Consider the following 20,752-nt stretch of genomic DNA (forward strand, 5'->3'; position numbering starts at 1 on the left):
TCCCTATGGTTGTACGGGGGTACGGGTCGTTCCCGCCGTACTAGATGAACGAGTTGATCTCGATCGTCTCGTCGCGGCCCGGGCCGACGCCGATCGCGGAGATCGGGGCGCCGGACATGTCCTCCAGGGCCTTGACGTAGGCCTGGGCGTTCTTCGGGAGGTCGGAGAAGGACTTCGCCTTGGTGATGTCCTCGGACCAGCCGGGCAGGGTTTCGTAGATCGGCTTCGCGTGGTGGAAGTCGGTCTGGGAGTACGGGAGTTCCTCGACACGCTTGCCGTCGATCTCGTACGCCACGCAGACCGGGATCTCCTCCCAGCCGGTCAGCACGTCCAGCTTGGTGAGGAAGAAGTCGGTGAGGCCGTTGACGCGGGTCGCGTAACGGGCGATGACCGCGTCGAACCAGCCGCAGCGGCGGTCGCGGCCCGTCGTGACGCCCCGCTCGCCGCCGATGCGGCGCAGCGCGTCGCCGTCCGCGTCGAAGAGCTCGGTCGGGAAGGGGCCCGCGCCGACCCGGGTCGTGTACGCCTTGAGGATGCCGATGACGCGGCTGATCTTCGTCGGGCCGACGCCCGAGCCCGTGCACGCCCCGCCCGCGGTGGGGTTCGAGGACGTGACGAACGGATACGTGCCGTGGTCGATGTCCAGGAGCGTGCCCTGGCCGCCCTCGAAGAGGACGACCTTGTTGTCGTCGAGCGCCTTGTTGAGGAGCAGCACGGTGTCGGCGACGTACGGCTTGAGCCGGTCCGCGTAGGCCAGCAGTTCCTCGACGACCTGGCCGACCTCGATGGCGCGGCGGTTGAAGACCTTGGTGAGGAGCTGGTTCTTGCCGTCGAGGGCCGCTTCGACCTTCTGCGTCAGGATCGACTCGTCGTACAGGTCCTGGACGCGGATGCCCACGCGGTTGATCTTGTCCGCGTACGTCGGGCCGATACCGCGTCCGGTGGTGCCGATCTTCCGCTTCCCGAGGAAGCGTTCCGTCACCTTGTCCACCGTCACGTTGTAAGGCGTGATGATGTGCGCGTTTCCGCTGATGAGGAGCTTGGACGTGTCGACGCCTCGCTCGTTCAGTCCGTTCAGCTCGGAGAACAGGACCGACGGGTCGATGACGACTCCGTTTCCGATGACCGGAGTGCACTCCGGTGTGAGGATTCCGGAAGGGAGGAGGTGGAGGGCGTACTTCTGGTCGCCCACGACTACCGTGTGGCCGGCGTTGTTGCCGCCCTGGTAGCGCACCACATAATCCACGGAACCGCCGAGCAGGTCCGTGGCCTTTCCCTTGCCTTCGTCACCCCACTGAGCACCGAGCAGCACAAGTGCGGGCACGCGCGTACACCCCTTCCGGGCGGGGCATGTCCAAGGTCGGGGACGTACGCGACCGATGCCTGTGCACGGTTGCGTATGCCGGCGACCTTCTTTGGCCGCGACCCTTCGGACCGGATGCCCCGGAATAGACCAAGCCCCTGGCGCAATAGCGCAAGGGGCTCTTGCACAAAGATGCTACCCGAGGAAGCGAGGCATGACCGAGGTGGCGCCTTCCGACCAGCTCCTGGTGGTCATCGACCCGGTCGCCCATCGCAGTGACGGTGAGTCGGTACGGATCGCAAAAGACGTGCTCAGCGCCGGTGCGGCCACGAAAGTGTGCCTCCCGGCCGGGCCTGAGGAATTTGCTCGCGCGCTCGCCCGTCGCGGGTCGCGACGGCCCGTTGTCGTAGGGGACGACCGGGCGCTGCTGCGCGCGGTGTCGCTTTTGCACCGGCAGCGGGCGCTGGGGGCGTGCGCGGTGTCCCTCGTGCCGGTGGGGGGTGTGCTGTCGCTCGCCCGGTCGCTGGGGGTGCCCATGGGGGCGGTCGCGGCGGCCCGGGCCGTGCTCGACGGGAGGGAGCGGCGAATGGATCTGCTGGTGGACGACAGCGACGGGGTGGTGGTGGGGACGCTGCGGATTCCGTCGGTGGCCTTGCCCTCTCCGGGTGCGGTCCCCTTCTCCGGCCCCGGCGAGGGCTCCGGCTCCGGCTCCGGCTCCGGCCCCGGGGAGTCGGCCGCCGCCCGGCCGCCCTGGCTGCGGACCTGCCAGTCGCTGGTCCGCACCCTTGCCTCGCGGCCGGGGCGCCTGATCGCCGCGCCCGCGCCCGAGGCCTCGCGGCCCTCGCGGCTGCGGGTCGAGGTCGACGGGGTGCTCGTCGTCGACCTCGACCAGCCCGTGGAGTCGGTCTCCGTCACGCCGGGGGTGCTCGGCGGTGCGGAGGTCGAGGTGCGGCCGGTGTCCCTGGGGGCCGCGGTCGCGCCGATACGGGTGGTGGGGCGACGGGTGACCGTCTCCGGGGCGGACTTCCGGTACCGGGCGGATGCGTTGGTCGGGGGGCCTGTCCGGACCCGGACGTGGGTGGTGTGGGAGGGGGCTTGGGGGCTTACGTTGCCGGTGGGGTGAGAGGTGGGGGCGGGCGGCGCGGGCGGCTGGGGTGGGGGTTTTCGCCCCCTCCGCCCCTGCCCGTCCCTTGTTTCTGGGGCCCTGCTCCCAGACCCCGTATCGCGCTGACGCGGCTCGTCCTCAAACGCCGGACGGGCTGAAAGTTACCTCGCCGGCAAGGCCACCAAGGCCCCCGTATCCGACTCGTCCTTCAAAGCCACCCCCGTCCCCCCAAGCTCCCGCGCCCGCCGCATCAGCGCCGCCAGCTTGGCGGCGGCCATGGCGTGGGACAGGCCCAGGGGAGGCCGGATGTTGGAGAGGCAATTGCGGTCGGCGTCGGTCGTGGTGCCCGGGACGGGTGCGTACGTCAGATAGGCGCCCAGCGAGTCCGCCGCGGACATCCCGGGACGCTCACCGATGAGGACGACCACCATCGCGGCGCCCAGCGCGTGGGCGATGTCGTCGCCGAGAGCCACCCGGGCCTGCTCGGCCAGGACGACCGGGGCGACACGCCAACTGCCCGGCAGCAGCGAGGTGGTCTCGTGGATCACCGGCGCCGCGTGCTCGTGCACGGCCCGGCTCGACAATCCGTCGGCGACCACGAACACCACGTCCCAGTCGTCCCGCGGCAGATGGGCCCGGTCGACCTCGTCGAGACGGCGGCCCAGGTCGGGACGCTGGAGATAGGTGAGCCGGTCGGGGGCGGCGCTCCGGACCCGTACGGTCGGAACTCCCGTCAGCGCGGCCGCCACCACCTCCGGTGCGAACGGCGAGTGCACCGCGTCCCGCGCGGCGGCGTGCGCGGCCTGGAGCTCCAGCCGGTGACGCGTCGGCAGGGCCGAGCCCGCCCGGCCGAGGCCGATCCGGGCCTGGGTATGCGTGCGCAGGGTGGCCCACATCGCGGCGTCGGACTCGGGCGCCACCAAGGCCCGTACGAGATCGGCCAATTGACGTTCTGTCATGCCGCGAGCTCCTTGCCGATCGTCATCAGGGGATGGGCCGTGCCGGAGACGTCGCGGACGCCGCCCGCTTCGTCCAGCAGCCCGATCCGCTGCAGCCACGCCTCGAACTCCGGTGCCGGGCGCAGGCCGAGCACCTCGCGCAGGTACAACGCGTCGTGGTACGAGGCCGATTGGTAGTTGAGCATGATGTCGTCGCCGCCCGGCGTGCAGATCACGAAGGACGCGCCCGCGACACCGAGCATCGTGAGCATGGTCGCGATGTCGTCGTCATCGGCGTCGGCGTGGTTCGTGTAGCAGATGTCGAGGCCCATCGGCAGGCCGAGGAGCTTCCCGCAGAAGTGGTCCTCCAGCGCCGCCCGCAGGATCTGGCGGCCGTCGTACAGGTACTCCGGGCCGATGAAGCCGACGACGGTGTTCACGAGGAGCGGGTCGTAGCGGCGGGCCACGGCGTACGCGCGTGCCTCCACCGTCTGCTGGTCCACACCGTGGTGCGCGTCGGCGGACAGCGCGCTGCCCTGGCCGGTCTCGAAGTAGAGGGCGTTGTGCCCGACGGTGCCGCGGCCCAGCGCCTTCGCGCCTTCGTACGCCTCGTCGAGGAGGCCGAGGGTGACGCCGAAGGAGGCGTTCGCGGCCTGCGTACCGGCGATGGACTGGAAGACGAGGTCGACGGGGGCGCCGCGTTCCATCAGGTCGACGCTCGTCGTCACATGGCACAGGACGCAGGACTGGGTGGGGATGTCGTAGCGGGCGATCACGCCGTCCAGGAGGTCCAGGAGATCCCGTACCGCCTTTGGACTGTCGGTCGCCGGGTTGATGCCGATGACGGCGTCGCCGGAGCCGAGGAGGAGTCCGTCCAGGAGCGCCGCGGCCACGCCCGCCGGGTCGTCGGTGGGGTGGTTGGGCTGGAGGCGGGTCGCCAGGCGGCCGGGCAGGCCGATGGTGGAGCGGAATGCGGTGACCACGCGCACCTTGCGGGCGACGGCCACCAGGTCGGCGTTGCCCATGAGTTTGGAGACGGCGGCGACCATTTCCGGTGTCAGACCGGGGGCAAGGGCGGCGAGGGCCGCCGCGTCCGCCGTCGCGGACAGCAGCCACTCGCGGAACTCGCCGACCGTGAGCCCGGCCACCGGCGCGAAGGCCGCAGCCTCGTGCGTGTCCACGATCAGCCGGGTCACGTCGTCGTCCTCGTACGGGATCACCGGCTCGGCGAGAAACCGTGCGAGCGGCACATCCGCGAGGGCCCACCGCGCCGCGACCCTGGCCTGCGCGGATTCGGCGGCGAGACCGGCGAGACGGTCGCCGGACCGCTCGGGGCTCGCGGCGGCGAGCAGCCGGGCCAGTCCGTCGAACCGGTAGCTCCGGCCGCCCAGGGTGGCGCTGTAGGTGGTCATGTCGGCGACCGTACGAAGGCCGGGGCCCGGGGTCCATGGCCGGCCGCAGAGTTTACGCAGACGTTCGATCCTCAGGCGGCCTAAAGGTCTAGTTGACAAACATTTAACGCTTCGACCTGCGGGGCGAATCATTCGGCCAGCAGGATTCCGGCCCATTGCCCGTGTGCAGAGATCAGCATTCGGCGATCGAGGAGAGGGGCCACCCGATGGCGGTTCAAGAGGGCGTAGCCCCTGCGGAGGGCGCGAGCGCGGGGGCGGGCGACGGCACCGTCCACCGGCTGAAGCCGAACGCGATCGGCCTGCTCGGCGTGGTCTTCATGGCCGTCGCCACCGCCGCCCCGATCACCGCCATGACGGGCAACGTGCCCTTCATGGTCTCCGCCGGCAACGGCATCGGCGCCCCCGCCAGCTACCTCGTCGCGATGGCCGTACTCGCCGTCTTCGCGGTCGGTTTCACCTCGATGGCGAAGCACATCACCTCCACCGGCGCCTTCTACGGATTCATCTCGTACGGTCTCGGCCGCACCGTCGGTCTGGCGTCCGGGCTCCTCGCGACCTTCGCGTACGTCGTCTTCGAGCCCGCGCTCATCGGCATCTTCTCGACCTTCGCCACGACGACGCTGAACGACCAGACGGGGATGGACATCCCGTGGTGGGCCTTCGCGATCCTGATGCTCGCGGTCAACGCCACGGGTACCTGGTTCGGTGTCTCGGTCGCGGAGAAGCTGCTGGTCGTACTGCTCGCCACCGAGGTGACGGTGCTGGCCGCGATGGCGATCTCGGTCGCCCTGCACGGCGGCGGCCCGCACGGCTTCACCTTCGGTCCGATCAACCCGGTCAACGCCTTCCAGGGCACCAGCGCCGGGCTCGGTCTCTTCTTCGCCTTCTGGTCGTGGGTCGGTTTCGAGTCGACGGCGATGTACGGCGAGGAGTCGCGCGACCCGAAGAAGATCATCCCCAAGGCGACGATGATCAGCGTCCTGGGCGTCGGCGTCTTCTACGTCTTCGTCTCCTGGATGGCCATCATCGGCAACGGCGAGACCGAAGCGGTCGCCGCCGCCTCCTCCTCGAACCCCCTCGCCCTCTTCTTCAACCCCACCGAGCGGTACGTCGGCCACTGGGCCGTCGACGTCATGCAGTGGCTGATGATCACCGGCTCACTGGCCTGCGGCATGGCCTTCCACAACTGCGCCGCCCGCTACATGTACGCCCTGGGCCGCGAGGGCGTCCTGCCCTCGCTCCAGCGGACGATCGGGCGGACCCACCCGAAGCACGGCTCCCCGCACATCGCCGGCCTCGTCCAGACGATCGTCAGCGCGATCCTGATCGGCGCGTTCTGGATCGCCGGCAAGGACCCGTACACCGGTACGTACGTCCTGCTCGCCATCCTCGGCACCATGGCCATCCTGGTCGTCCAGGCCGTCTGCTCGTTCGCGGTCCTCGCCTACTTCCGCACCCACCACCCCGAGAGCAGGCACTGGTTCAAGACCTTCACCGCCCCCCTCATCGGCGGCCTCGCGATGCTCGGCGTGGTGGTCCTGCTGCTCTCCAACATGGGCGCGGCGGCGGGGGCGGAATCCGGCTCCCTGGTCCTGAAGGCGACCCCGTGGATCGTGGCGCTGATCGCGGTGGGCGGCGTCGGGTACGCGACCTATCTGAAGCGACGCGCTCCGGAGCGGTACGCGCTGCTGGGGCGGACGGTGCTGGAGGAGACGAAGGAGCGGTGACCGCCTCCGGCTGTGGCCGGTGCCGGGAGCTCTCCTCAGGGACGCGGGGCCGCGACATACGCGGCTCCGCGGCGGGGCGCGGGCAGCGACAGGGCCCCTATTCACGCAATCTCACCCTTCAGCGGGGCCGCCGCGCCCCTCACCGAAAACCTGTTCCCGGTGGACGCGCCAGCGGTCCATCATCAGGGCGATCTCGCCGTCGATGAACTCGAAGAAGGCCTGGGTCTCCGCGAGTCGGCGGCCGGCGGGCGTGTCGACGCCGAGATTCTCGACGCCCTCGCGCAGCGCGTACGCCCAACGCTTGAGAATCGCCTCGCGGTTGGTCAGCGCCTCGTACCACTGGTTGCTGTGCACGCGGTAGCGCTCGCGCCGTGAGCCGGGTTCACGCTCGCGCGAGACCATGTGCACCTGCGCGAGGTAGCGCACCGCGCCGGAAACCGCGGCCGGGCTGATCCGCAGCTGCTCGGCGAGTTCGGCGGAGGTCAGGGTGGCGGCGTCGGAGGCGAGCAGCGCCGCGAAAACCCGGGCCGGCATGCGCGTCATGCCGGCTTCGACGAGCTGCGCCGCGAAGCCCTCGACGAACTTCGAGACCGCTTCCGGGTCCCGTCCGGCTCGGTTCGAGACCGCCTCGCGGTCCCGCCCGGCTCCGCTGGATTCGGTCATCCCTGGATCATCTCCCCTGCTCAGGTGCCACCATCAAGTGTATCGGCCGTTCATACGCTTCCTTAACTTCACAAATTTCTGAAAGAAGCGTACGTTCTGAAGCATGACGAAGGCGAAGGCTGAACGACGACGCACGCTGAACCACGACGAAGGCTGAATCATGACGAAGGCAATCACCGTCTCCGGACTGCACAAGTCGTTCGGCAGGACGCACGCGCTCGACGGTCTCGACCTGGACGTCGAGACCGGTGAGGTGCACGGCTTCCTCGGCCCGAACGGCGCCGGGAAGTCCACCACCATCCGAGTCCTCCTCGGCCTGCTGCGCGCCGACTCGGGCGCGGCGCAACTGCTCGGCCGGGACCCCTGGGCGGACGCGGTGGAACTGCACCGCCGGATCGCGTACGTCCCCGGTGACGTGACCCTGTGGCGCAACCTCTCCGCCGGCGAGGTCATCGACCTGTACGGGCGGCTGCGCGGCGGCCTCGACACGGCGCGCCGGGCCGATCTCGTCGAGCGGTTCGAACTCGACCCGACCAAGAAGGGGCGCACGTACTCGAAGGGCAACCGGCAGAAGGTCGCCCTCGTCGCCGCCTTCGCCTCGGACGTCGACCTGCTGATCCTGGACGAGCCGACCTCCGGCCTCGACCCGCTGATGGAGGAGGTCTTCCAGGCCTGCGTGGAGGAGGAACGCGACCGAGGCCGGACGATCCTGCTCTCCTCGCACATCCTCAGCGAGGTCGAGGAACTCTGCGACCGCGTCAGCATCATCCGCAAGGGGCAGACCGTCGAGAGCGGCTCCCTCGCCGACCTGCGCCACCTCACCCGTACCAGCATCACGGCCGAACTCACGGAACCGCCGGGCGGGTTGGCGACACTCCCCGGCGTCCACGACCTCGACGTCGACGGCAAGCGGGTCAAGCTCCAGGTCGACACCGACAAGCTCGACGCCGTACTGCGCTCCCTCACCGACTCGGGCGTACGGTCGCTCACCTCGACCCCGCCGACGCTGGAGGAGCTGTTCCTGCGGCACTACCAGGAGGACGTACACGCTTCGGAAGGAGCGATGGCCCGATGACCGCCACCACCGCCACCACCGCTTCGGCCTTCGCCGTGCGAGCCGGGGGTTCCCGCCAACTGGCAGGCACAGGAGCCCTGTTGCGGTTCGCGCTGCGCCGTGACCGGGTGATGATCCCGCTCTGGGTCGGGGTGATCGCCCTGCTGGTGCTCTCCATGCCGAACTCCCTGGAAACCGTCTACAGCACGCCGGCCGAACGCGCCGACGTCGCACGGCAGATGCTCACCAGCAGCTCCCTGCGTGCCACGTACGGACCGGTGTTCAGCAACTCGCTCGGCGGACTCACCGCCTGGCGCATCGGCGGCTACGCCGGGGTGTTCGCCGGGATCATGAGCCTGCTCATCGTCGTACGGCACACCCGTGACGAGGAGGAGAGCGGGCGGCAGGAGATGCTCTCCGCGGGGATGGTGGGGCGGCGCGCCCCACTGACCGCGGCGCTGCTGGCGGCATTCGTCGCCAACGGCGCGCTCGCGCTGCTGATCGCGGCCGGCCTGGCGGGCCAGGGCGGCGCCGGAGCAGTGGCGTTGGGGCTCGCGGTCGCGGGGGTCGGCATGGTCTTCGCGACCATGGCGGCGATCGTCGCGCAGTTCACCGAGAGCGCGCGGCTCGCGAAGGGGCTGACCGGCGGACTGCTCGGCGCGGCCTTCGTCCTGAAGGCGGCCGGCGACTCGGCGACGACCGACGGCTCGTCCGCCCTGACCTGGATCTCGCCGGTGGGCTGGCTGGAGAATCTGCGGGCCTTCGCGGACGAACGCTGGTGGGTGCTCCTCCTGTTCGTCACGGCGTGCGCGGTGCAGGGCGCGGTCGCCTACGAACTCGCCGGACGGCGCGACGTCGGCATGAGTTTCCTGCCCACCCGGCCGGGGCCCGCCGCGGGACGACTCGGCAGTGCCGGGGCGCTGGCATGGCGGCTCCAGCGGGGCAGTGTGCTGGGCTGGAGCCTCGGGTACCTGGCTGCCGGCGCCGCCTTCGGCGCGATGACGAAGGGGGCGGCGGATCTCGTCGGGGACAACGACAAGACCCGCGAGATCATCGAACGGATGGGCGGCCAGACCGGGATCACGGACGCGTTCCTCGCCACGATGGTGGGGATGCTCGGCATGGTCGCCGCGCTGTACGTCGTCTCCTCCGTGCTGCGACTGCACGGTGAGGAGACCTCGCAGCGGGCCGAACCCGTCCTCGCCGGGGCCGTCGGCCGACTGCGCTGGGCCGGTGGCCACCTGGTCATCGCCTTCGGCGGCGCGGTCCTCATCATGCTGCTCGGCGGCCTCGGCCTCGCGCTGGGATACGGCGCCTATCTCGGCCCCCTCCTCGGCGCCTGCCTCGTCCAGATCCCGGCCGTCTGGACCCTGGGCGGCCTGGCCGTCCTCCTCTACGGACTCTCCCCCCAACTCGCCCCCGGCGCCTGGGCCGCAGCCGGCCTCGCCCTCCTCCTCGGCTGGATCGGCCCCGCCCTGAACGTCCCGCAGGCGGTCATGAACCTCTCGCCCTTCGGGCATCTTCCGAAGCTGCCGGGTGGGGAGATGGCTTGGACGCCGGTTCTGATTCTGACGGGGGTTGGGGTGGGGCTGGTGGGGGTGGGGCTGGGCGCTTTGCGGAGGCGGGACTTGAGTGGGTGAGGGCGGCCCGAGCGGGCGGGCGGACGTGGCTACACGTCCGAGGCCGTCACGCCGGGAGGCGGCGTCCCGCGCCCGGCCCCCAACGTCGGGGATTGGCAGATATGTACCAACGTCAGCCGCGATAATGCCTGTTCACGGCCTACACGCCTGGGACGGATCTGCCAATCAGTGCCCGAACTCTCCGGTCTGCATCCCCGTGACGAACGCCCGCCATCCCTCGCCGTTGAAGGCGAGCAGCGGGCCGTCCTGCGCCTTGCTGTCGCGTACGGCTCGGCCGCCGGTTGCTGTGGCGGCGACCTCGACGCAGTTGCCCTCCTGCCCGGAGTACGAGGACTTGCGGAAGGTGCTTATGACCTCGGTCACGATGGGGCTTCCTTGCTACTTCACAGTGCGCTCCGGATGAGTCGCGCACTGGCGTCAGGCGCCAGTGCTGCCGATCGTAGTTGGTCGTACGCATTGGCGTAAGCGGCAAGATCCTCGGGGTCCTCAAGGACCGAAGTACCCCGCAGGTTCTCCATGGTTACGGCCTCGACGGTCGGCTCGGATTCGAAGCTGAAGGAGGAGAAAGCGTACGTCGAACCCGCCACCGCGCCTGCGCTGAACGGCAGCACCTGAACCGTGACGTTCTTCCGCTTCCCGACCTCAAGGATCGCGGACAGCTGCTCCCGGTGAATCTCGACGCTCACCAACGGGTGCGCGATGACCGCTTCCCAGAGGATGGCGGTGTACGCGGCCCCACCTTCCTCGATCTTCGCCTGTCGCCCTTCCCGTACCTTCACCAGCTGGGCAACCCGTTCAGGAGCAACGTAGTTGGGGCCCTCCGTGATGATCGCCTCCGCGTAGGCCGGAGTTTGTAGGAGCCCCGGGACCAGAACCGGCTGCCACTCGCGGATGTACGTCGCGTCATCCTCCAACGCGATGTGGTCGAGGTAGTCCGGCCGCAGGTGTTCGGCATGTTGGAGCCACCAGCCGCGCCGGTTCGACTGCTTGGCCAACGCCTCCAGTTTCTCGCGGACTTCGGGCTCGTCGACGCCGTACGCCTTCAGCATCGCCCGGATCTCGATGGGGCGGGCGATGACGTGTCCGGTCTCGATGCGGCTGACCCTGGTCTGATGTGCCGCGATCACCTCGGCCGCCTGCGGCTGGTCAAGCTTGACGGCCAGTCGGTACCTCCTGAGCGCTGCGCCAAGTCGCCTGCTGCGCACGGTCGGTCGTCCCCCTGCGGGCATCGCACACCTCTCTCTTTCGCAAGCCCACTGTAAAGCAAGGCAAGTACAGCACATTTGTACGACAGCATGTATGCGACCTTAGAGGTTGCGATTGTTTCTCTTGCGCCTCTAGCCTCAAAGTCACGCGCCCACACCCGGCGCATCCTTGACGCCCTGTCAGGAGGAGGCTTGCCATGCCCACAACCACTTTCCACCTCCCCAAACACAGACGACACGTGCCGACGGCGCGGCAGCACGTACGCCGAACCCTCGCCGACTGGGGACTCACCGGCGAACTCGCCGACAACGTCACCGTGTCGGCGAACGAACTGGTCACCAACGCCGTGACCCACTGCCGCGTGGCGTTCGCCCGGATCGAGGTCACCCTCTCCATGCGGGGTCCTGACCTGGTCCTCGAAGTCTCCGACCCCGACAGGCAGAGGCTTCCTCAGGCCCGCGACTCCGACCCGGACGCAGAGGACGGGCGCGGCCTGGCCCTCGTAGGACGGCTGGCCGACGCGTGGGGGCACACGCAGCGGCCGTACGCGAAATGCGTGTGGGCTCGGTTCGGCATCACGGAGAAGCCCTGCGCAGAAGGAAGCGGTTGAGTGGCTGTGTCAACGACCGGACTGGAGTTGTCGGCATTGCAGAACGCCATTCTGTGCGTGGTCGCCCTACTGGGTGCGTTACTTCCCTTTCAGCCGCGCAGGCGGGTCAGACCCGCGATGTCGGATCCGCACGACGCCGCCCAGCCAGTACGGACCCCGGACCCGTACGTGTGGCCCGTGCCGAACCCGCGCGAGGAAGTTTGGTTCCCGCCCGAGCCGTGGCAACGCGGGTGGGAAGCCGACGACGACCCGGTCCGCGCGTACGTGCGCGAAGCCATGGGCGAGGAATGGCGCCCGGGTGGATGGGAGTCACCGCATGAGTGAGGACGGAGACGGCGTGGAAGTGTCGGACGCGCCGGAGGAGCCGGAATGGCTCGCCTGGCTCGTTCACGTGAGGACGTGTACCGGTGACTGCCGGGTCCGCGGCAGGGACTGCCCGACCGCGGGCGAGTTGCGAGAGGCGCTGCGCAAGGCGCGTGCCCTGATCGAGAGCGTCACGCCCCGATGACTGCCGTTGATGGTTCTGGGCGGGGTGGCCGCCTCACTCGGACTCTGGGCCCTCGGCCGGCGACTCAGAGCGCGACGCTGAGCCCCTCAAGTCCCCGGATCACAAAGGCCGGCTTCCGCTCAGGCTCGGCGGCGAGGCTGAGCGTCGGGGCCTGGGACAGCAACGCGCGCAGGGACGCGGTCAGTTCCAGGCGGGCGAGCGGTGCGCCGATGCAGTAGTGGATGCCCGCGCTGAAGGAGATGTGCGGGTTGTCCGCCCGGGAGAGGTCCAGCTCCGACGGGGCGGTGAAGACAGCCGGGTCGTGGTTGGCGGAGCCGAAGAGCATGGCGATCTCGGAGCCGCGGGGGATGGTCGTACCGTCGATCTCGATGTCGTCGAGCACCCAGCGCTCGAACAGCTGCAGCGGGGTGTCGTACCGCATCAGCTCCTCCACGGCCGTCGGCACCAGCGAGTGGTCAGCGCGGAGGGCGGCCAGCTGACCGGGGTTGCGGAAGAGGGCCCACCAGCCGTTCACCGTGGCGTTGACGGTCGCCTCGTGACCGGCGTTCAGGAGCAGGACGCAGGTCGAGATCATCTCCTGTTCCGTCAGCCGCTCCCCGTCCTCGTACGCGGCGATCAGGCCCGAGATCAGATCCTCGCCCGGTTCCTTGCGACGGGCCCCGATCAGCCCCAGCAGATACTCCGTGAACTCCTCCGACGCCCGGACCGCCTTCGCCGCCGTCTCCTGCGACGGGTTCATCTCGTACATCCCGCAGATGTCCGCCGACCACGGCCGCAGCGGCGCCCGGTCGGACTCCGGGATCCCCAGCATCTCGGCGATCACCGCGACCGGCAGCGGCTCGGCGACGTCGGTGAGCAGGTCACCGCCGCCCGCCGCGACCAGCCTGCCGGCCAACTCGCCGGCCAGTTGGTCCACGTACGGCTTGAGCTGCTCCACCGTGCGCGGCGTGAACGCCTTCGACACCAGCCGCCGGATCCGCGTGTGGTCCGGCGGCTCCAGGTCGAGCATCCCGTTGTCGTTGAGCACGTGGAACGGCTCGTCCTCGGGACGCGGCGCGGTGCGTCCGAAATCCTCGTGCGTGAAACGGTGTTGGTACGTCCGGCCGAGGCGGCGGTCCCGCAGCAGCGCCGACACGTCCGCGTGATGCGGGACCACCCACTGCTTGGTGGGCTCGAAGTACTGCACCCGGCCACGGGCACGCAGCTCCTCGTACACGGGGTACGGGTCCGCCAAGAACGCCGGGTCCCACGGGTCGAAGGCCTGCGGTGTCTCCAAAGCTGCCATGAACGGACGCTAGCCCGACCCGCCCCTCCCTGACCAGGGGCGTCTCCACGGACGGCCTCTGTCGGACCACCGCGCGCACCCTCTGCTCACCTCGGCGTGACCAGCCGTGCCTCGTACGCGAACACCGCCGCCTGCGTACGGTCCCGCAGGCCCAGCTTCACCAGGATCCGGCTCACATGGGTCTTGATCGTGGACTCGGCGACGAACAGCCGCGTCGCGATCTCGGCGTTCGACAGACCCTGCGCGATCAGGACGAGCACCTCCGTCTCCCGGTCGGTGAGGTCGCCGTGCGCCGCCTGCGCTGTCGCCGAGAGTCCGGGCGCGTCCGCGAGCTTGGCGAACTCGGTGATCAGCCGTCTGGTGACGGAGGGGGCGAGCAGCGCCTCCCCGGCGGCCACCACCCGCACCCCGTCGGCGAGTTGGCGCGCCGAGGCGTCCTTGAGGAGGAAGCCGGAGGCTCCCGCCCGCAGCGCCTGGTACACGTACTCGTCGAGGTCGAACGTCGTCAGGACCAGCACCTTCGCGGCGCCGTCCGCCGCGACGATCTCCCGGGTCGCCTCGATCCCGTTCATCTGCGGCATCCGGATGTCCATCAGCACGACGTCCGGGGCGAGCTCGCGAACCCGGTCGACCGCTTCCCGGCCGTTGACCGCCTCGCCCACCACCTCGATGTCCGGCATGGCGCCGAGCAGCACGGAGAAGCCCTCGCGGACCATCACCTGGTCATCGGCGATCAGGACGCGGATGGGAGCGCCGCCTGTCATGAGGGCTCCTCTGCGGCGGGCACCGGCAGGAACACCGCCACCTCGTATCCCCCGTCGTCCGTTACGCCCGCCGTCATCTCTCCGTCCAGCATCGTGACGCGCTCGCGCATGCCGGTGATGCCGTGCCCCGCGCCGTGCGTCGACTTCGCCAGGCTCGTCGCCGGTGCGGGGTCGTTGACGATGCGCAGGCCGAGCCCGCCGAGGACGTAGCCGATCTCGACGCGGGCCGCCGCGCCCGGCGCGTGCCGCAGGGCGTTGCTGAGCGCCTCCTGGACTATGCGGTACGCCGACAGCTCGACGCCCTGCGGAAGCCCGCGCACCGCGCCGGTGACCACCTTGTCGACGGTCAGGCCCGCGTCACGCACATTGGCGAGAAGCGCATCGAGGTCGGCGAGGGTGGGCTGGGGGGCATCCGGAGCCTCGTAGTCCTCCGCCCGGACTACACCGAGGACGCGGCGCAGCTCGGTCAGGGCCGCCACCGCGTTCTCCCTGATCGTGACGAACGCCTGCTCCAGCTCGGGCGGCGGGTTCTGCACCCGGTAGGGGGCGGCCTCGGCCTGGATGGCGACCACCGACATGTGGTGGGCGACTACGTCGTGCAGCTCGCGGGCGATCGTCGTGCGCTCTTCGAGAAGGGTGCGCCTGGAACGCTCGTGCGCCGTCTCCGACTGGTGGGCGGTCACCTCCTGCTCGGCGTCCCGGCGTATGTGCAGGACGGTGACGACCAGGAGAGCCAGGGCGGCGACGAAGAGCAGCGGCACGGTGTTGGTGCTGTAGTACCCCCCGCGGAAGGTGGTCTCGGCGGCGATCCCGTACGCCGCGGTCAGCGCCCACATCCACCCGGCGGTACGCGGCCTCGTCCGGAGCGCCACGACCGTCAGCACCACCAAGTAGGCCGCGAAGCTGCCCGGCGCCCACGGCCAGGCGGTCCAGGTGTCGCTGAGGGCGCTCACGATCGGTGTCGCCGCGAAGGAGAACCAGAAGGCACCGACCGGCCGGACCAGCGTCAAAAGGACCGGGAGCAGGGCGAGGAGAGCGCACGTCAGCGTCACGATGCTGCCGCTGGCGCTGCCGGTGGTGGTGTTCGCGATGGCCATCGCGAACAGTCCGGCCGCCGTCACCAGGGCGTGCGGGGTCCAGGCCGCGTACTTCCGTATGCCCGCCGGCAGCCGTCGGGTGAGCGGGCCGTCCACCCGCATCCGTGGCAGCGGACGGTAGGCGAAGGCGTCATGGAACAGGTCCTGCCGCAGCCCGCGCAGGGCGTCGGCGGCCAGCCGGAACTCCGGGCTGCGTGGCTTTGCCCCGCCCGGCGGCGTCATCTGCGTCTGGGTCGTCTCGGTCACGTGGAAAAGGTAGGCCGACCCCGGGGTCGCGGTCGTCACCAGGGAGGAGGGTCCTTCAGGATCCGTCTCAGGTACTACGGGGTATCACTGCGCTCCTCCGAAGGAGGGGGTGGAGGGGGTGGAGGGGGTGGACGGGGTGGAGAGGGCGGGCAGGCCGGGAGGGTGCGAGGCGGAGGGGTGGGAAGTCGGAGGAGTGTAGACAACTCCCCCGGCTACCAGGCCAGTTGGGCGATCTCCTCGGCCACCACCGCGCACGCGTCCGCCGCCGGATCGATCAGTGGGAAGTGCCCGACGTCCTCAAGGAGAGTCAGGCCGACCACCTCGCCCGCCCTCGCGGCAGCATCGGCGTACGACTCGGCGACCGCCTGTGGGACGACGACGTCGGTACGGCCCTGTACGAGGGTCGTGGCGATGCCGGTGGGGAGGAGTTGCGCGGGGTCGGCGTACGGCAGGCGGTGCGCGAACTCTTCCTCCCCGCCGAGGAGTTGGAGTACGGCCCCACCGCACACGTCGAGTTTCTCAGCGACCCGGAAGTCAGCGATCGGGGCGAGGGCGACGACGCCGCGCAGGGGCGCCGGGCGGTCGGTGTGCCAGGGGGCGTCGGCCGGCAGGAGATGCCGGGTGGCGGCCCACAGGGCGAGATGGCCGCCCGCCGAGTGGCCCGTGACCACGATGCGGCGAGGGTCGGCCTGCGGCAGCTTCTCCCGTACGAGCGTGGGAAGGGCGTCGAGCGCGGCGGCCACGTCGTCGAACGTGTCCGGCCAGCGACCGGCGACCGGAGCGCCGTCACCCTGCGCGGGCTTTGCGTCACCTTGCGCGAGGTTTTCGTCACCCTGCGCCGCGCCCGCGCCACCCCGCCGGTACTCGACATTGGCCACGGCGAAACCGCGGCGGGCCAGGAAGTCCGCGAAGGGGGTGATGTGTCGGCGGTCGTACGGGGCACGCCAGGCGCCGCCGTGCAGGAGTACCACTAGGGGGACGAGGGGGGTGAGGGGGGCGAGGGGGGTGAGGACGGCGGGATCGGGGTCGCGCGGGGCGTAGAAGTCGATCACCTGGTCGGGGTGGTCGCCGTACGCGACGGTGACGTCGGGGTCGACGGGCGGGTGCGAGAACGCGGACGCCTCCTCGGCCTCGTCGCGAGCCACGGCGGCGTCGCCTGCTCCCGCGTGCCCGGCGCCGTCCCGAGCTGCGACGTCGTCCTGCATGCTCCAACCTCTCAGCGGTGAAACGGATTTGGCGGACCAGGGAAGAATCCGGCCGTTGTGCGGGGACGCTATCAGGCCCGTGACGTGCGTCGACACGGGGATGTCACTGTCGGTTAAGGTCAAACGGTTCTGCCGTTTCGTTACGCTGTCGGGCAGCGACCACGTCCGCGAGGGAGTCCGCCATGCCCGCCGAGCCCGCCAGAGCCCCCGAGGCCGCCGAGCCCGCCAGGGCCCTCGATGCCGCCGAGCCCGCCAGGCCCGCCGAACCCGGCACCGTACGCCCCGGGGGCCGCACCGCCCGCGTCCGTGCGGCCGTGCTGCGCACGGCGGGTGACGTACTCGCCGAGCAGGGTTTCGCACACCTCGACCTCGCCGATGTGGCACGCCGGGCCGAGGTCGGCAAGACCACGGTGTACCGGCGCTGGGGGTCCGTGACCGGGCTGGTCGCCGATCTGCTGAGCGACATGGCGGATCAGTCGCTGCCCCGCACGGAGACCGGGTCGGTGCTGGGTGACCTCCGCGCCAACGCCGCGCTGGTACGGCGGACGCTCGCCGATCCCCGGCAGGGGGCGCTGTTCCGGGCGGTCATCGCCGCGGCCGCGTGCGACGGGCGTACGGCGGAGGCATTGCGACGGTTCTACGACGTCCGGGTCGCGGAGTGGGCGCCCTGTGTCGAACAGGGCGTCGCCCGAGGGGAGTTGCCGCCGGGTACCGACCCCGCGCTGGTCGTGCGCGCGGTGTCGGCGCCCCTCTACTACACCCTGCTCACCACGGGGACGGCCCCGGACACGGCCGCCGCCGACCGCGCGGCCGAGGCCGCCGTCGCCGCGGCCGCGGCCGGGGTGTACGTCATCACCAAGTGACCCCCGGCAGGGGCGTACGTCATCACCAGTGACCCCCGGCAGGAGCGTACGTCATCACCAGTGACCCCCGGCAGGGAGCGGAGACCGCTCACCACGCCGCCGTGAAGTTCCGGCGGACCGGTCCGGTGGGTCCGGACCGGTCCGGTGGGTCATCCCAGGACGCCCGCGAGCACCCTCGCCGCCCGCTCCACCTCCGCGAAGCCGACGTACAAGGGAGTGAAACCGAACCGCAGGACGTCCGGGTGCCGGAAGTCTCCGACGACCCCCCGCTCGATCAGGCCCTTCATGACCTCGCCCGCGTCCGCGCACCGCAGTGCCACCTGGCTTCCGCGCTCCGCGTGCGCGGACGGAGTCAGGGGCTCCACCCGCCCCTCGGGGACGTACGCCGCGACGCACTCCAGGAAGAAGTCCGTGAGAGCCAGGGACTTGGCGCGGACGGCGTCGATGGAGAGGCCCTCCCACACCTCGAGGGCCGCCTCCAGAGCCAGCATGGACAGGATGTCCGGGGTGCCGACCCGGCCCCGCAGCGCGCCCGGCGCCGGGGCGTACGACGGGTCCATGCCGAAGGGGTCGGCGTGCGAGTTCCAGCCCGGGAGAGGGGAGTCGAAGCGGTCCTGCAGCTCTTCGCGCACGTACAGGTACGCCGGTGAACCGGGGCCTCCGTTCAGGTACTTGTAGGTGCAGCCGACCGCCAGGTCGACCCCGTGGGCGTCGAGGCCCACCGGCAGGGCGCCCGCGCTGTGGCACAGGTCCCAGACCGCGAGGGCGCCCGCGGCGTGGATCGCGGAGGTCAGGAACGGGAGGTCGTGCAGGCGGCCGGTGCGGTAGTCGACGTGGTTCAGCAGGACCGCCGCCGTACGGGGGCCCAGCGCGTCCACCACCTCGCCCGGCGCGACCGGACGCACAGTCCGGCCCGTCAGACGCGCCGCCGACTGGGCGATGTACCCGTCCGTCGGGAAGGTCGTCGCGTCGACCAGGATCTCGTCCCGGCCGTCCCCGGCCAGCCGCACGGCACCCACAACAGCCTTGAAAACGTTGACACTTGTGGAATCGCCGACCACGATCTGGCCGGGCGCCGCGCCGACCAGCCGGCCGATCCGGTCACCGATCCGCTCCGGCGCCGTCCACCAGCCGCTCTCGTCCCAGGACCGGATCCGCAGCTCGCCCCACTGGCGGCGTACGACATCGTCGACCCGACCCGGTACGTTCACGGGCAGCGCGCCGAGCGAGTTCCCGTCCAGGTACACCACGTCGTCGAGGACGAACCGCTCGCGCAGCCCGGCCAGCCCGTCGGCGGAGTCGAGCCGCTCGGCCCTGCTCCGCAGCCCGGCCGGCCCACCGGTGAAGTCCAACTCCTCAGGCCTGCTCCGCAGCCTGTCCGGTTCCTCGACCGAGTCCAATTCCTCGACCGACTCCAATTCCTCGACCGACTCCAGTACCTCGACCGACTCCAGTTCCTCGGCCGAGTCCGACTCCTCGGCCCGCTCGCCCATATCAGACCGCAGCTCAGACATGGGACCTCGCCGTCCACAGCTCCGGGAACACGTTCTTCTGCGCCCGCTTCTCCAGCCAGGCGACCCCGGCGGAGCCGCCCGTGCCCGTCTTCGCGCCCATCGCACGGCGCGTGGCGACGAGATGGTCGTTGCGCCAGCGCCACACCAGCTCGGCGACATCCGTCAACGCCTCGCCGAGACGGGCGAGTTCGGCGTCCTCGTCGCCCGCGTACAGCGACGTCCACACCTCTTCCACCTCCGGCGAGGACTCATAGCGCAACGACACATCGCGCGTGAGCACCGCCGCCGGAATCGCGTACCCGCGCCGCGCAAGGAGCCCCAACACCTCGTCGTACAGGCTGGGTTCGTGCAGCGCCTTCTCCAGCTCCGCGTGGACGCGCGGCGCGCCGCGGTGCGGGACCAGCATGGACGCGGACTTGTCGCCGAGCAGGAACTCCATCCGGCGGTACATCGCGGACTGGAAGCCGGAGCCCTCGCCGAGGGCGCCGCGGTAGGAGTTGAACTGGGCCGGCGTGAGCTGCGCGAGGGGCCGCCAGGACGCGTTCAGCGCCTCCAGCTCCCGTACGGACCGCTTCAGCGCGGCCACCGCGACCGGCACCCGGTCCTCGCGGAGCGCCTTCGCCGCGGTCTCCCACTCGTGGACGATGACCGTGAACCACAGCTCCATGACCTGGGTGGTCACCAGGAAGACCATCTCTCCGGGGTCGTCGGAGCGGGTCTGCTGGAGGTGGGTGAGGACATCCGCCTGTACGTAGTCCTCGTACGGCGTGGTGCCGTGGAAGTCGAGATTCGGGGTCTCTGGCTTCTGAGCCGCTGCGAGCTGGGCCTCGGTGAGTTGGGCCTCTGCGAGACGGGCCTCTGCGAGCTGGGCCTCGGTGAGACGGGCCTCAGTGAGATGGGCCTCTGCGGGCTGGGGAGCCTCTGCGGGCTGAGCCTGCTGGGACGACATCGCTGTCTCCTGATGCGTACTCCGGGTAGCGGTCCGCCCCTGCCGATTCCGACACGGGGGCCCCGGTCCCCACCGGCATCCTCCGCAATCGTCCCCCGAGAACGCAAGGCCCGCCTGGTCACACCAGGCGGACCTGCACAAACGCGGCGCGCGACAGGACAGACGACTAGCCCAGCGTGTGCGCCGCCGTCGGGGAGGAGTCCTTCAGGAACTGGCTGCAGCGCTCGTATTCCTCCTGCTCGCCGATCGCCTGTGCGGCGCGGGCGAGGCCGTGCAGGGCGCGCAGGAAGCCACGGTTCTGCTCATGCTCCCAGGGGACCGGGCCGTGGCCCTTCCAGCCGTTGCGGCGCAGGGAGTCCAGGCCGCGGTGGTAACCGGTGCGGGCGTAGGCGTACGACTCGACGACGCTGCCGCGCTCGTATGCCTCGTCGGCGAGCTGTGCCCAGGCGAGGGAGGAGGTGGGGTACTTGGCGGCGACGTCCGCGGGGGCCGTGCCGTTCGCGAGGAGCTCGCGGGGCTCCGGGTCATCGGGAAGGTGGGTCGGGGGCGGTCCCCCGAGGAGGTTCTCGTGAAAGGTCATGGGCTCCAGTCTGCTGCATTCGTCGGCGCGGGGTCGGGGTCGGGGCTTTTCGCCCCTCCGCCCCTGCCCGTCCAAACGCCGGA

Annotated in this window: 20 protein-coding genes; 7 read left to right on the forward strand and 13 right to left on the reverse strand. The window is 70.5% G+C overall.

Going from position 1 to position 20,752, the window contains the following annotated elements:
• Nucleotides 1-40: 40 nt before the first annotated feature.
• Nucleotides 41-1,324, reverse strand: a complete 1,284-nt coding sequence (locus ACFYPC_RS11865) for an adenylosuccinate synthase (protein ID WP_388673958.1) — start codon at nucleotides 1,322-1,324, stop codon at nucleotides 41-43.
• 193 nt (nucleotides 1,325-1,517) lie between these two features.
• On the opposite strand from ACFYPC_RS11865, the gene ACFYPC_RS11870 reads away from it, so the two are divergent.
• On the forward strand, nucleotides 1,518-2,426 hold the full coding sequence (locus ACFYPC_RS11870; RefSeq protein ID WP_388673960.1) for a diacylglycerol kinase: 909 nt from the start codon (nucleotides 1,518-1,520) through the stop codon (nucleotides 2,424-2,426).
• 143 nt (nucleotides 2,427-2,569) lie between these two features.
• On the opposite strand, the gene eutC is transcribed toward ACFYPC_RS11870, so the two are convergent.
• Nucleotides 2,570-3,367 (reverse strand): ethanolamine ammonia-lyase subunit EutC, encoded by a 798-nt coding sequence (gene eutC, locus ACFYPC_RS11875; RefSeq protein WP_388673962.1) that lies wholly within the window; start codon nucleotides 3,365-3,367, stop codon nucleotides 2,570-2,572.
• Complete coding sequence (locus tag ACFYPC_RS11880; RefSeq protein ID WP_388673964.1) at nucleotides 3,364-4,758, reverse strand: ethanolamine ammonia-lyase subunit EutB; 1,395 nt, start codon at nucleotides 4,756-4,758, stop codon at nucleotides 3,364-3,366. Before ACFYPC_RS11880 ends, eutC begins: the two co-directional genes overlap by 4 nt.
• Nucleotides 4,759-4,964: 206 nt before the next feature.
• Here ACFYPC_RS11880 and ACFYPC_RS11885 point away from each other — a divergent pair, with 206 nt between their 5' ends.
• The gene (locus ACFYPC_RS11885) at nucleotides 4,965-6,485 is read left to right on the forward strand and encodes an APC family permease (RefSeq protein WP_388673966.1); all 1,521 of its coding nucleotides are present in this window, start codon (nucleotides 4,965-4,967) and stop codon (nucleotides 6,483-6,485) included.
• 111 nt (nucleotides 6,486-6,596) lie between these two features.
• Here the strand turns inward: ACFYPC_RS11885 and ACFYPC_RS11890 are convergent, their stop codons facing one another.
• Nucleotides 6,597-7,148, reverse strand: a complete 552-nt coding sequence (locus ACFYPC_RS11890; RefSeq protein ID WP_388673968.1) for a GbsR/MarR family transcriptional regulator — start codon at nucleotides 7,146-7,148, stop codon at nucleotides 6,597-6,599.
• A gap of 160 nt (nucleotides 7,149-7,308) precedes the next feature.
• Between ACFYPC_RS11890 and ACFYPC_RS11895 the strand changes: the two genes are divergently transcribed.
• Together ACFYPC_RS11895 and ACFYPC_RS11900 are read left to right on the forward strand one after the other, a co-directional pair.
• Complete coding sequence (locus tag ACFYPC_RS11895) at nucleotides 7,309-8,223, forward strand: ATP-binding cassette domain-containing protein (RefSeq protein WP_388673970.1); 915 nt, start codon at nucleotides 7,309-7,311, stop codon at nucleotides 8,221-8,223.
• Nucleotides 8,220-9,842 carry an ABC transporter permease gene (locus ACFYPC_RS11900; protein ID WP_388673972.1) on the forward strand — a complete coding sequence of 541 codons (1,623 nt, stop codon included), beginning with the start codon at nucleotides 8,220-8,222 and terminating at the stop codon, nucleotides 9,840-9,842. Before ACFYPC_RS11895 ends, ACFYPC_RS11900 begins: the two co-directional genes overlap by 4 nt.
• 165 nt (nucleotides 9,843-10,007) lie before the next feature.
• Here ACFYPC_RS11900 and ACFYPC_RS11905 read toward each other — a convergent pair whose 3' ends face one another.
• Both ACFYPC_RS11905 and ACFYPC_RS11910 read right to left on the reverse strand, forming a co-directional pair.
• On the reverse strand, nucleotides 10,008-10,205 hold the full coding sequence (locus ACFYPC_RS11905) for a DUF397 domain-containing protein (protein ID WP_388673974.1): 198 nt from the start codon (nucleotides 10,203-10,205) through the stop codon (nucleotides 10,008-10,010).
• A 20-nt stretch (nucleotides 10,206-10,225) separates the two neighbouring features.
• Entirely contained in the window at nucleotides 10,226-11,071 is an 846-nt protein-coding gene (locus ACFYPC_RS11910; RefSeq protein ID WP_388673976.1) for a helix-turn-helix domain-containing protein, read from the reverse strand.
• Between the two features lie 173 nt (nucleotides 11,072-11,244).
• On the opposite strand from ACFYPC_RS11910, the gene ACFYPC_RS11915 reads away from it, so the two are divergent.
• Nucleotides 11,245-11,658 carry an ATP-binding protein gene (locus ACFYPC_RS11915; protein WP_388673978.1) on the forward strand — a complete coding sequence of 138 codons (414 nt, stop codon included), beginning with the start codon at nucleotides 11,245-11,247 and terminating at the stop codon, nucleotides 11,656-11,658.
• Between the two features lie 316 nt (nucleotides 11,659-11,974).
• The gene (locus ACFYPC_RS11920) at nucleotides 11,975-12,166 is read left to right on the forward strand and encodes a hypothetical protein (protein ID WP_388673980.1); all 192 of its coding nucleotides are present in this window, start codon (nucleotides 11,975-11,977) and stop codon (nucleotides 12,164-12,166) included.
• A gap of 64 nt (nucleotides 12,167-12,230) precedes the next feature.
• Here ACFYPC_RS11920 and ACFYPC_RS11925 read toward each other — a convergent pair whose 3' ends face one another.
• The 4 genes from ACFYPC_RS11925 to ACFYPC_RS11940 all read right to left on the reverse strand — a co-directional run bounded on the left by ACFYPC_RS11925 (nucleotide 12,231) and on the right by ACFYPC_RS11940 (nucleotide 16,763).
• Nucleotides 12,231-13,451 carry a cytochrome P450 gene (locus ACFYPC_RS11925; protein WP_388673982.1) on the reverse strand — a complete coding sequence of 407 codons (1,221 nt, stop codon included), beginning with the start codon at nucleotides 13,449-13,451 and terminating at the stop codon, nucleotides 12,231-12,233.
• Between the two features lie 86 nt (nucleotides 13,452-13,537).
• On the reverse strand, nucleotides 13,538-14,215 hold the full coding sequence (locus tag ACFYPC_RS11930) for a response regulator (RefSeq protein WP_388673984.1): 678 nt from the start codon (nucleotides 14,213-14,215) through the stop codon (nucleotides 13,538-13,540).
• Nucleotides 14,212-15,558, reverse strand: a complete 1,347-nt coding sequence (locus tag ACFYPC_RS11935) for a sensor histidine kinase (protein ID WP_388673986.1) — start codon at nucleotides 15,556-15,558, stop codon at nucleotides 14,212-14,214. The genes ACFYPC_RS11930 and ACFYPC_RS11935 overlap by 4 nt, the downstream gene beginning before the upstream one ends.
• A gap of 212 nt (nucleotides 15,559-15,770) precedes the next feature.
• On the reverse strand, nucleotides 15,771-16,763 hold the full coding sequence (locus ACFYPC_RS11940) for an alpha/beta hydrolase family protein (RefSeq protein ID WP_388673989.1): 993 nt from the start codon (nucleotides 16,761-16,763) through the stop codon (nucleotides 15,771-15,773).
• Nucleotides 16,764-16,945: 182 nt separating this feature from the next.
• Between ACFYPC_RS11940 and ACFYPC_RS11945 the strand changes: the two genes are divergently transcribed.
• Entirely contained in the window at nucleotides 16,946-17,626 is a 681-nt protein-coding gene (locus ACFYPC_RS11945; RefSeq protein ID WP_388673991.1) for a TetR/AcrR family transcriptional regulator, read from the forward strand.
• A gap of 149 nt (nucleotides 17,627-17,775) precedes the next feature.
• Here the strand turns inward: ACFYPC_RS11945 and kynU are convergent, their stop codons facing one another.
• The 3 genes from kynU to ACFYPC_RS11960 form a co-directional block, all read right to left on the reverse strand.
• Nucleotides 17,776-19,140 (reverse strand): kynureninase, encoded by a 1,365-nt coding sequence (gene kynU, locus ACFYPC_RS11950; protein ID WP_388673993.1) that lies wholly within the window; start codon nucleotides 19,138-19,140, stop codon nucleotides 17,776-17,778.
• Nucleotides 19,133-20,089 carry a tryptophan 2,3-dioxygenase family protein gene (locus ACFYPC_RS11955; protein ID WP_388673995.1) on the reverse strand — a complete coding sequence of 319 codons (957 nt, stop codon included), beginning with the start codon at nucleotides 20,087-20,089 and terminating at the stop codon, nucleotides 19,133-19,135. Before ACFYPC_RS11955 ends, kynU begins: the two co-directional genes overlap by 8 nt.
• A gap of 166 nt (nucleotides 20,090-20,255) precedes the next feature.
• Entirely contained in the window at nucleotides 20,256-20,669 is a 414-nt protein-coding gene (locus tag ACFYPC_RS11960) for a DUF3151 domain-containing protein (protein WP_388673997.1), read from the reverse strand.
• Nucleotides 20,670-20,752 lie beyond the last annotated feature (83 nt).

This window comes from Streptomyces sp. NPDC005808 (assembly GCF_042871385.1).
Lineage (GTDB): Bacteria > Actinomycetota > Actinomycetes > Streptomycetales > Streptomycetaceae > Streptomyces.

Excerpts from the sequence above, each read along its gene's own strand:
- ACFYPC_RS11870 (WP_388673960.1), top strand. The coding sequence starts at position 1,518 with ATGACCGAGGTGGCGCCTTCCGACCAGCTCCTGGTGGTCATCGACCCG.
- eutC (WP_388673962.1), bottom strand. The coding sequence starts at position 3,367 with ATGACAGAACGTCAATTGGCCGATCTCGTACGGGCCTTGGTGGCGCCC.
- ACFYPC_RS11880 (WP_388673964.1), bottom strand. The coding sequence starts at position 4,758 with ATGACCACCTACAGCGCCACCCTGGGCGGCCGGAGCTACCGGTTCGAC.
- ACFYPC_RS11885 (WP_388673966.1), top strand. The coding sequence starts at position 4,965 with ATGGCGGTTCAAGAGGGCGTAGCCCCTGCGGAGGGCGCGAGCGCGGGG.
- ACFYPC_RS11890 (WP_388673968.1), bottom strand. The coding sequence starts at position 7,148 with ATGACCGAATCCAGCGGAGCCGGGCGGGACCGCGAGGCGGTCTCGAAC.
- ACFYPC_RS11895 (WP_388673970.1), top strand. The coding sequence starts at position 7,309 with ATGACGAAGGCAATCACCGTCTCCGGACTGCACAAGTCGTTCGGCAGG.
- ACFYPC_RS11900 (WP_388673972.1), top strand. The coding sequence starts at position 8,220 with ATGACCGCCACCACCGCCACCACCGCTTCGGCCTTCGCCGTGCGAGCC.
- ACFYPC_RS11910 (WP_388673976.1), bottom strand. The coding sequence starts at position 11,071 with ATGCCCGCAGGGGGACGACCGACCGTGCGCAGCAGGCGACTTGGCGCA.
- ACFYPC_RS11915 (WP_388673978.1), top strand. The coding sequence starts at position 11,245 with ATGCCCACAACCACTTTCCACCTCCCCAAACACAGACGACACGTGCCG.
- ACFYPC_RS11920 (WP_388673980.1), top strand. The coding sequence starts at position 11,975 with ATGAGTGAGGACGGAGACGGCGTGGAAGTGTCGGACGCGCCGGAGGAG.
- ACFYPC_RS11925 (WP_388673982.1), bottom strand. The coding sequence starts at position 13,451 with ATGGCAGCTTTGGAGACACCGCAGGCCTTCGACCCGTGGGACCCGGCG.
- ACFYPC_RS11930 (WP_388673984.1), bottom strand. The coding sequence starts at position 14,215 with ATGACAGGCGGCGCTCCCATCCGCGTCCTGATCGCCGATGACCAGGTG.
- ACFYPC_RS11940 (WP_388673989.1), bottom strand. The coding sequence starts at position 16,763 with ATGCAGGACGACGTCGCAGCTCGGGACGGCGCCGGGCACGCGGGAGCA.
- ACFYPC_RS11945 (WP_388673991.1), top strand. The coding sequence starts at position 16,946 with ATGCCCGCCGAGCCCGCCAGAGCCCCCGAGGCCGCCGAGCCCGCCAGG.
- kynU (WP_388673993.1), bottom strand. The coding sequence starts at position 19,140 with ATGTCTGAGCTGCGGTCTGATATGGGCGAGCGGGCCGAGGAGTCGGAC.
- ACFYPC_RS11955 (WP_388673995.1), bottom strand. The coding sequence starts at position 20,089 with ATGTCGTCCCAGCAGGCTCAGCCCGCAGAGGCTCCCCAGCCCGCAGAG.
- ACFYPC_RS11960 (WP_388673997.1), bottom strand. The coding sequence starts at position 20,669 with ATGACCTTTCACGAGAACCTCCTCGGGGGACCGCCCCCGACCCACCTT.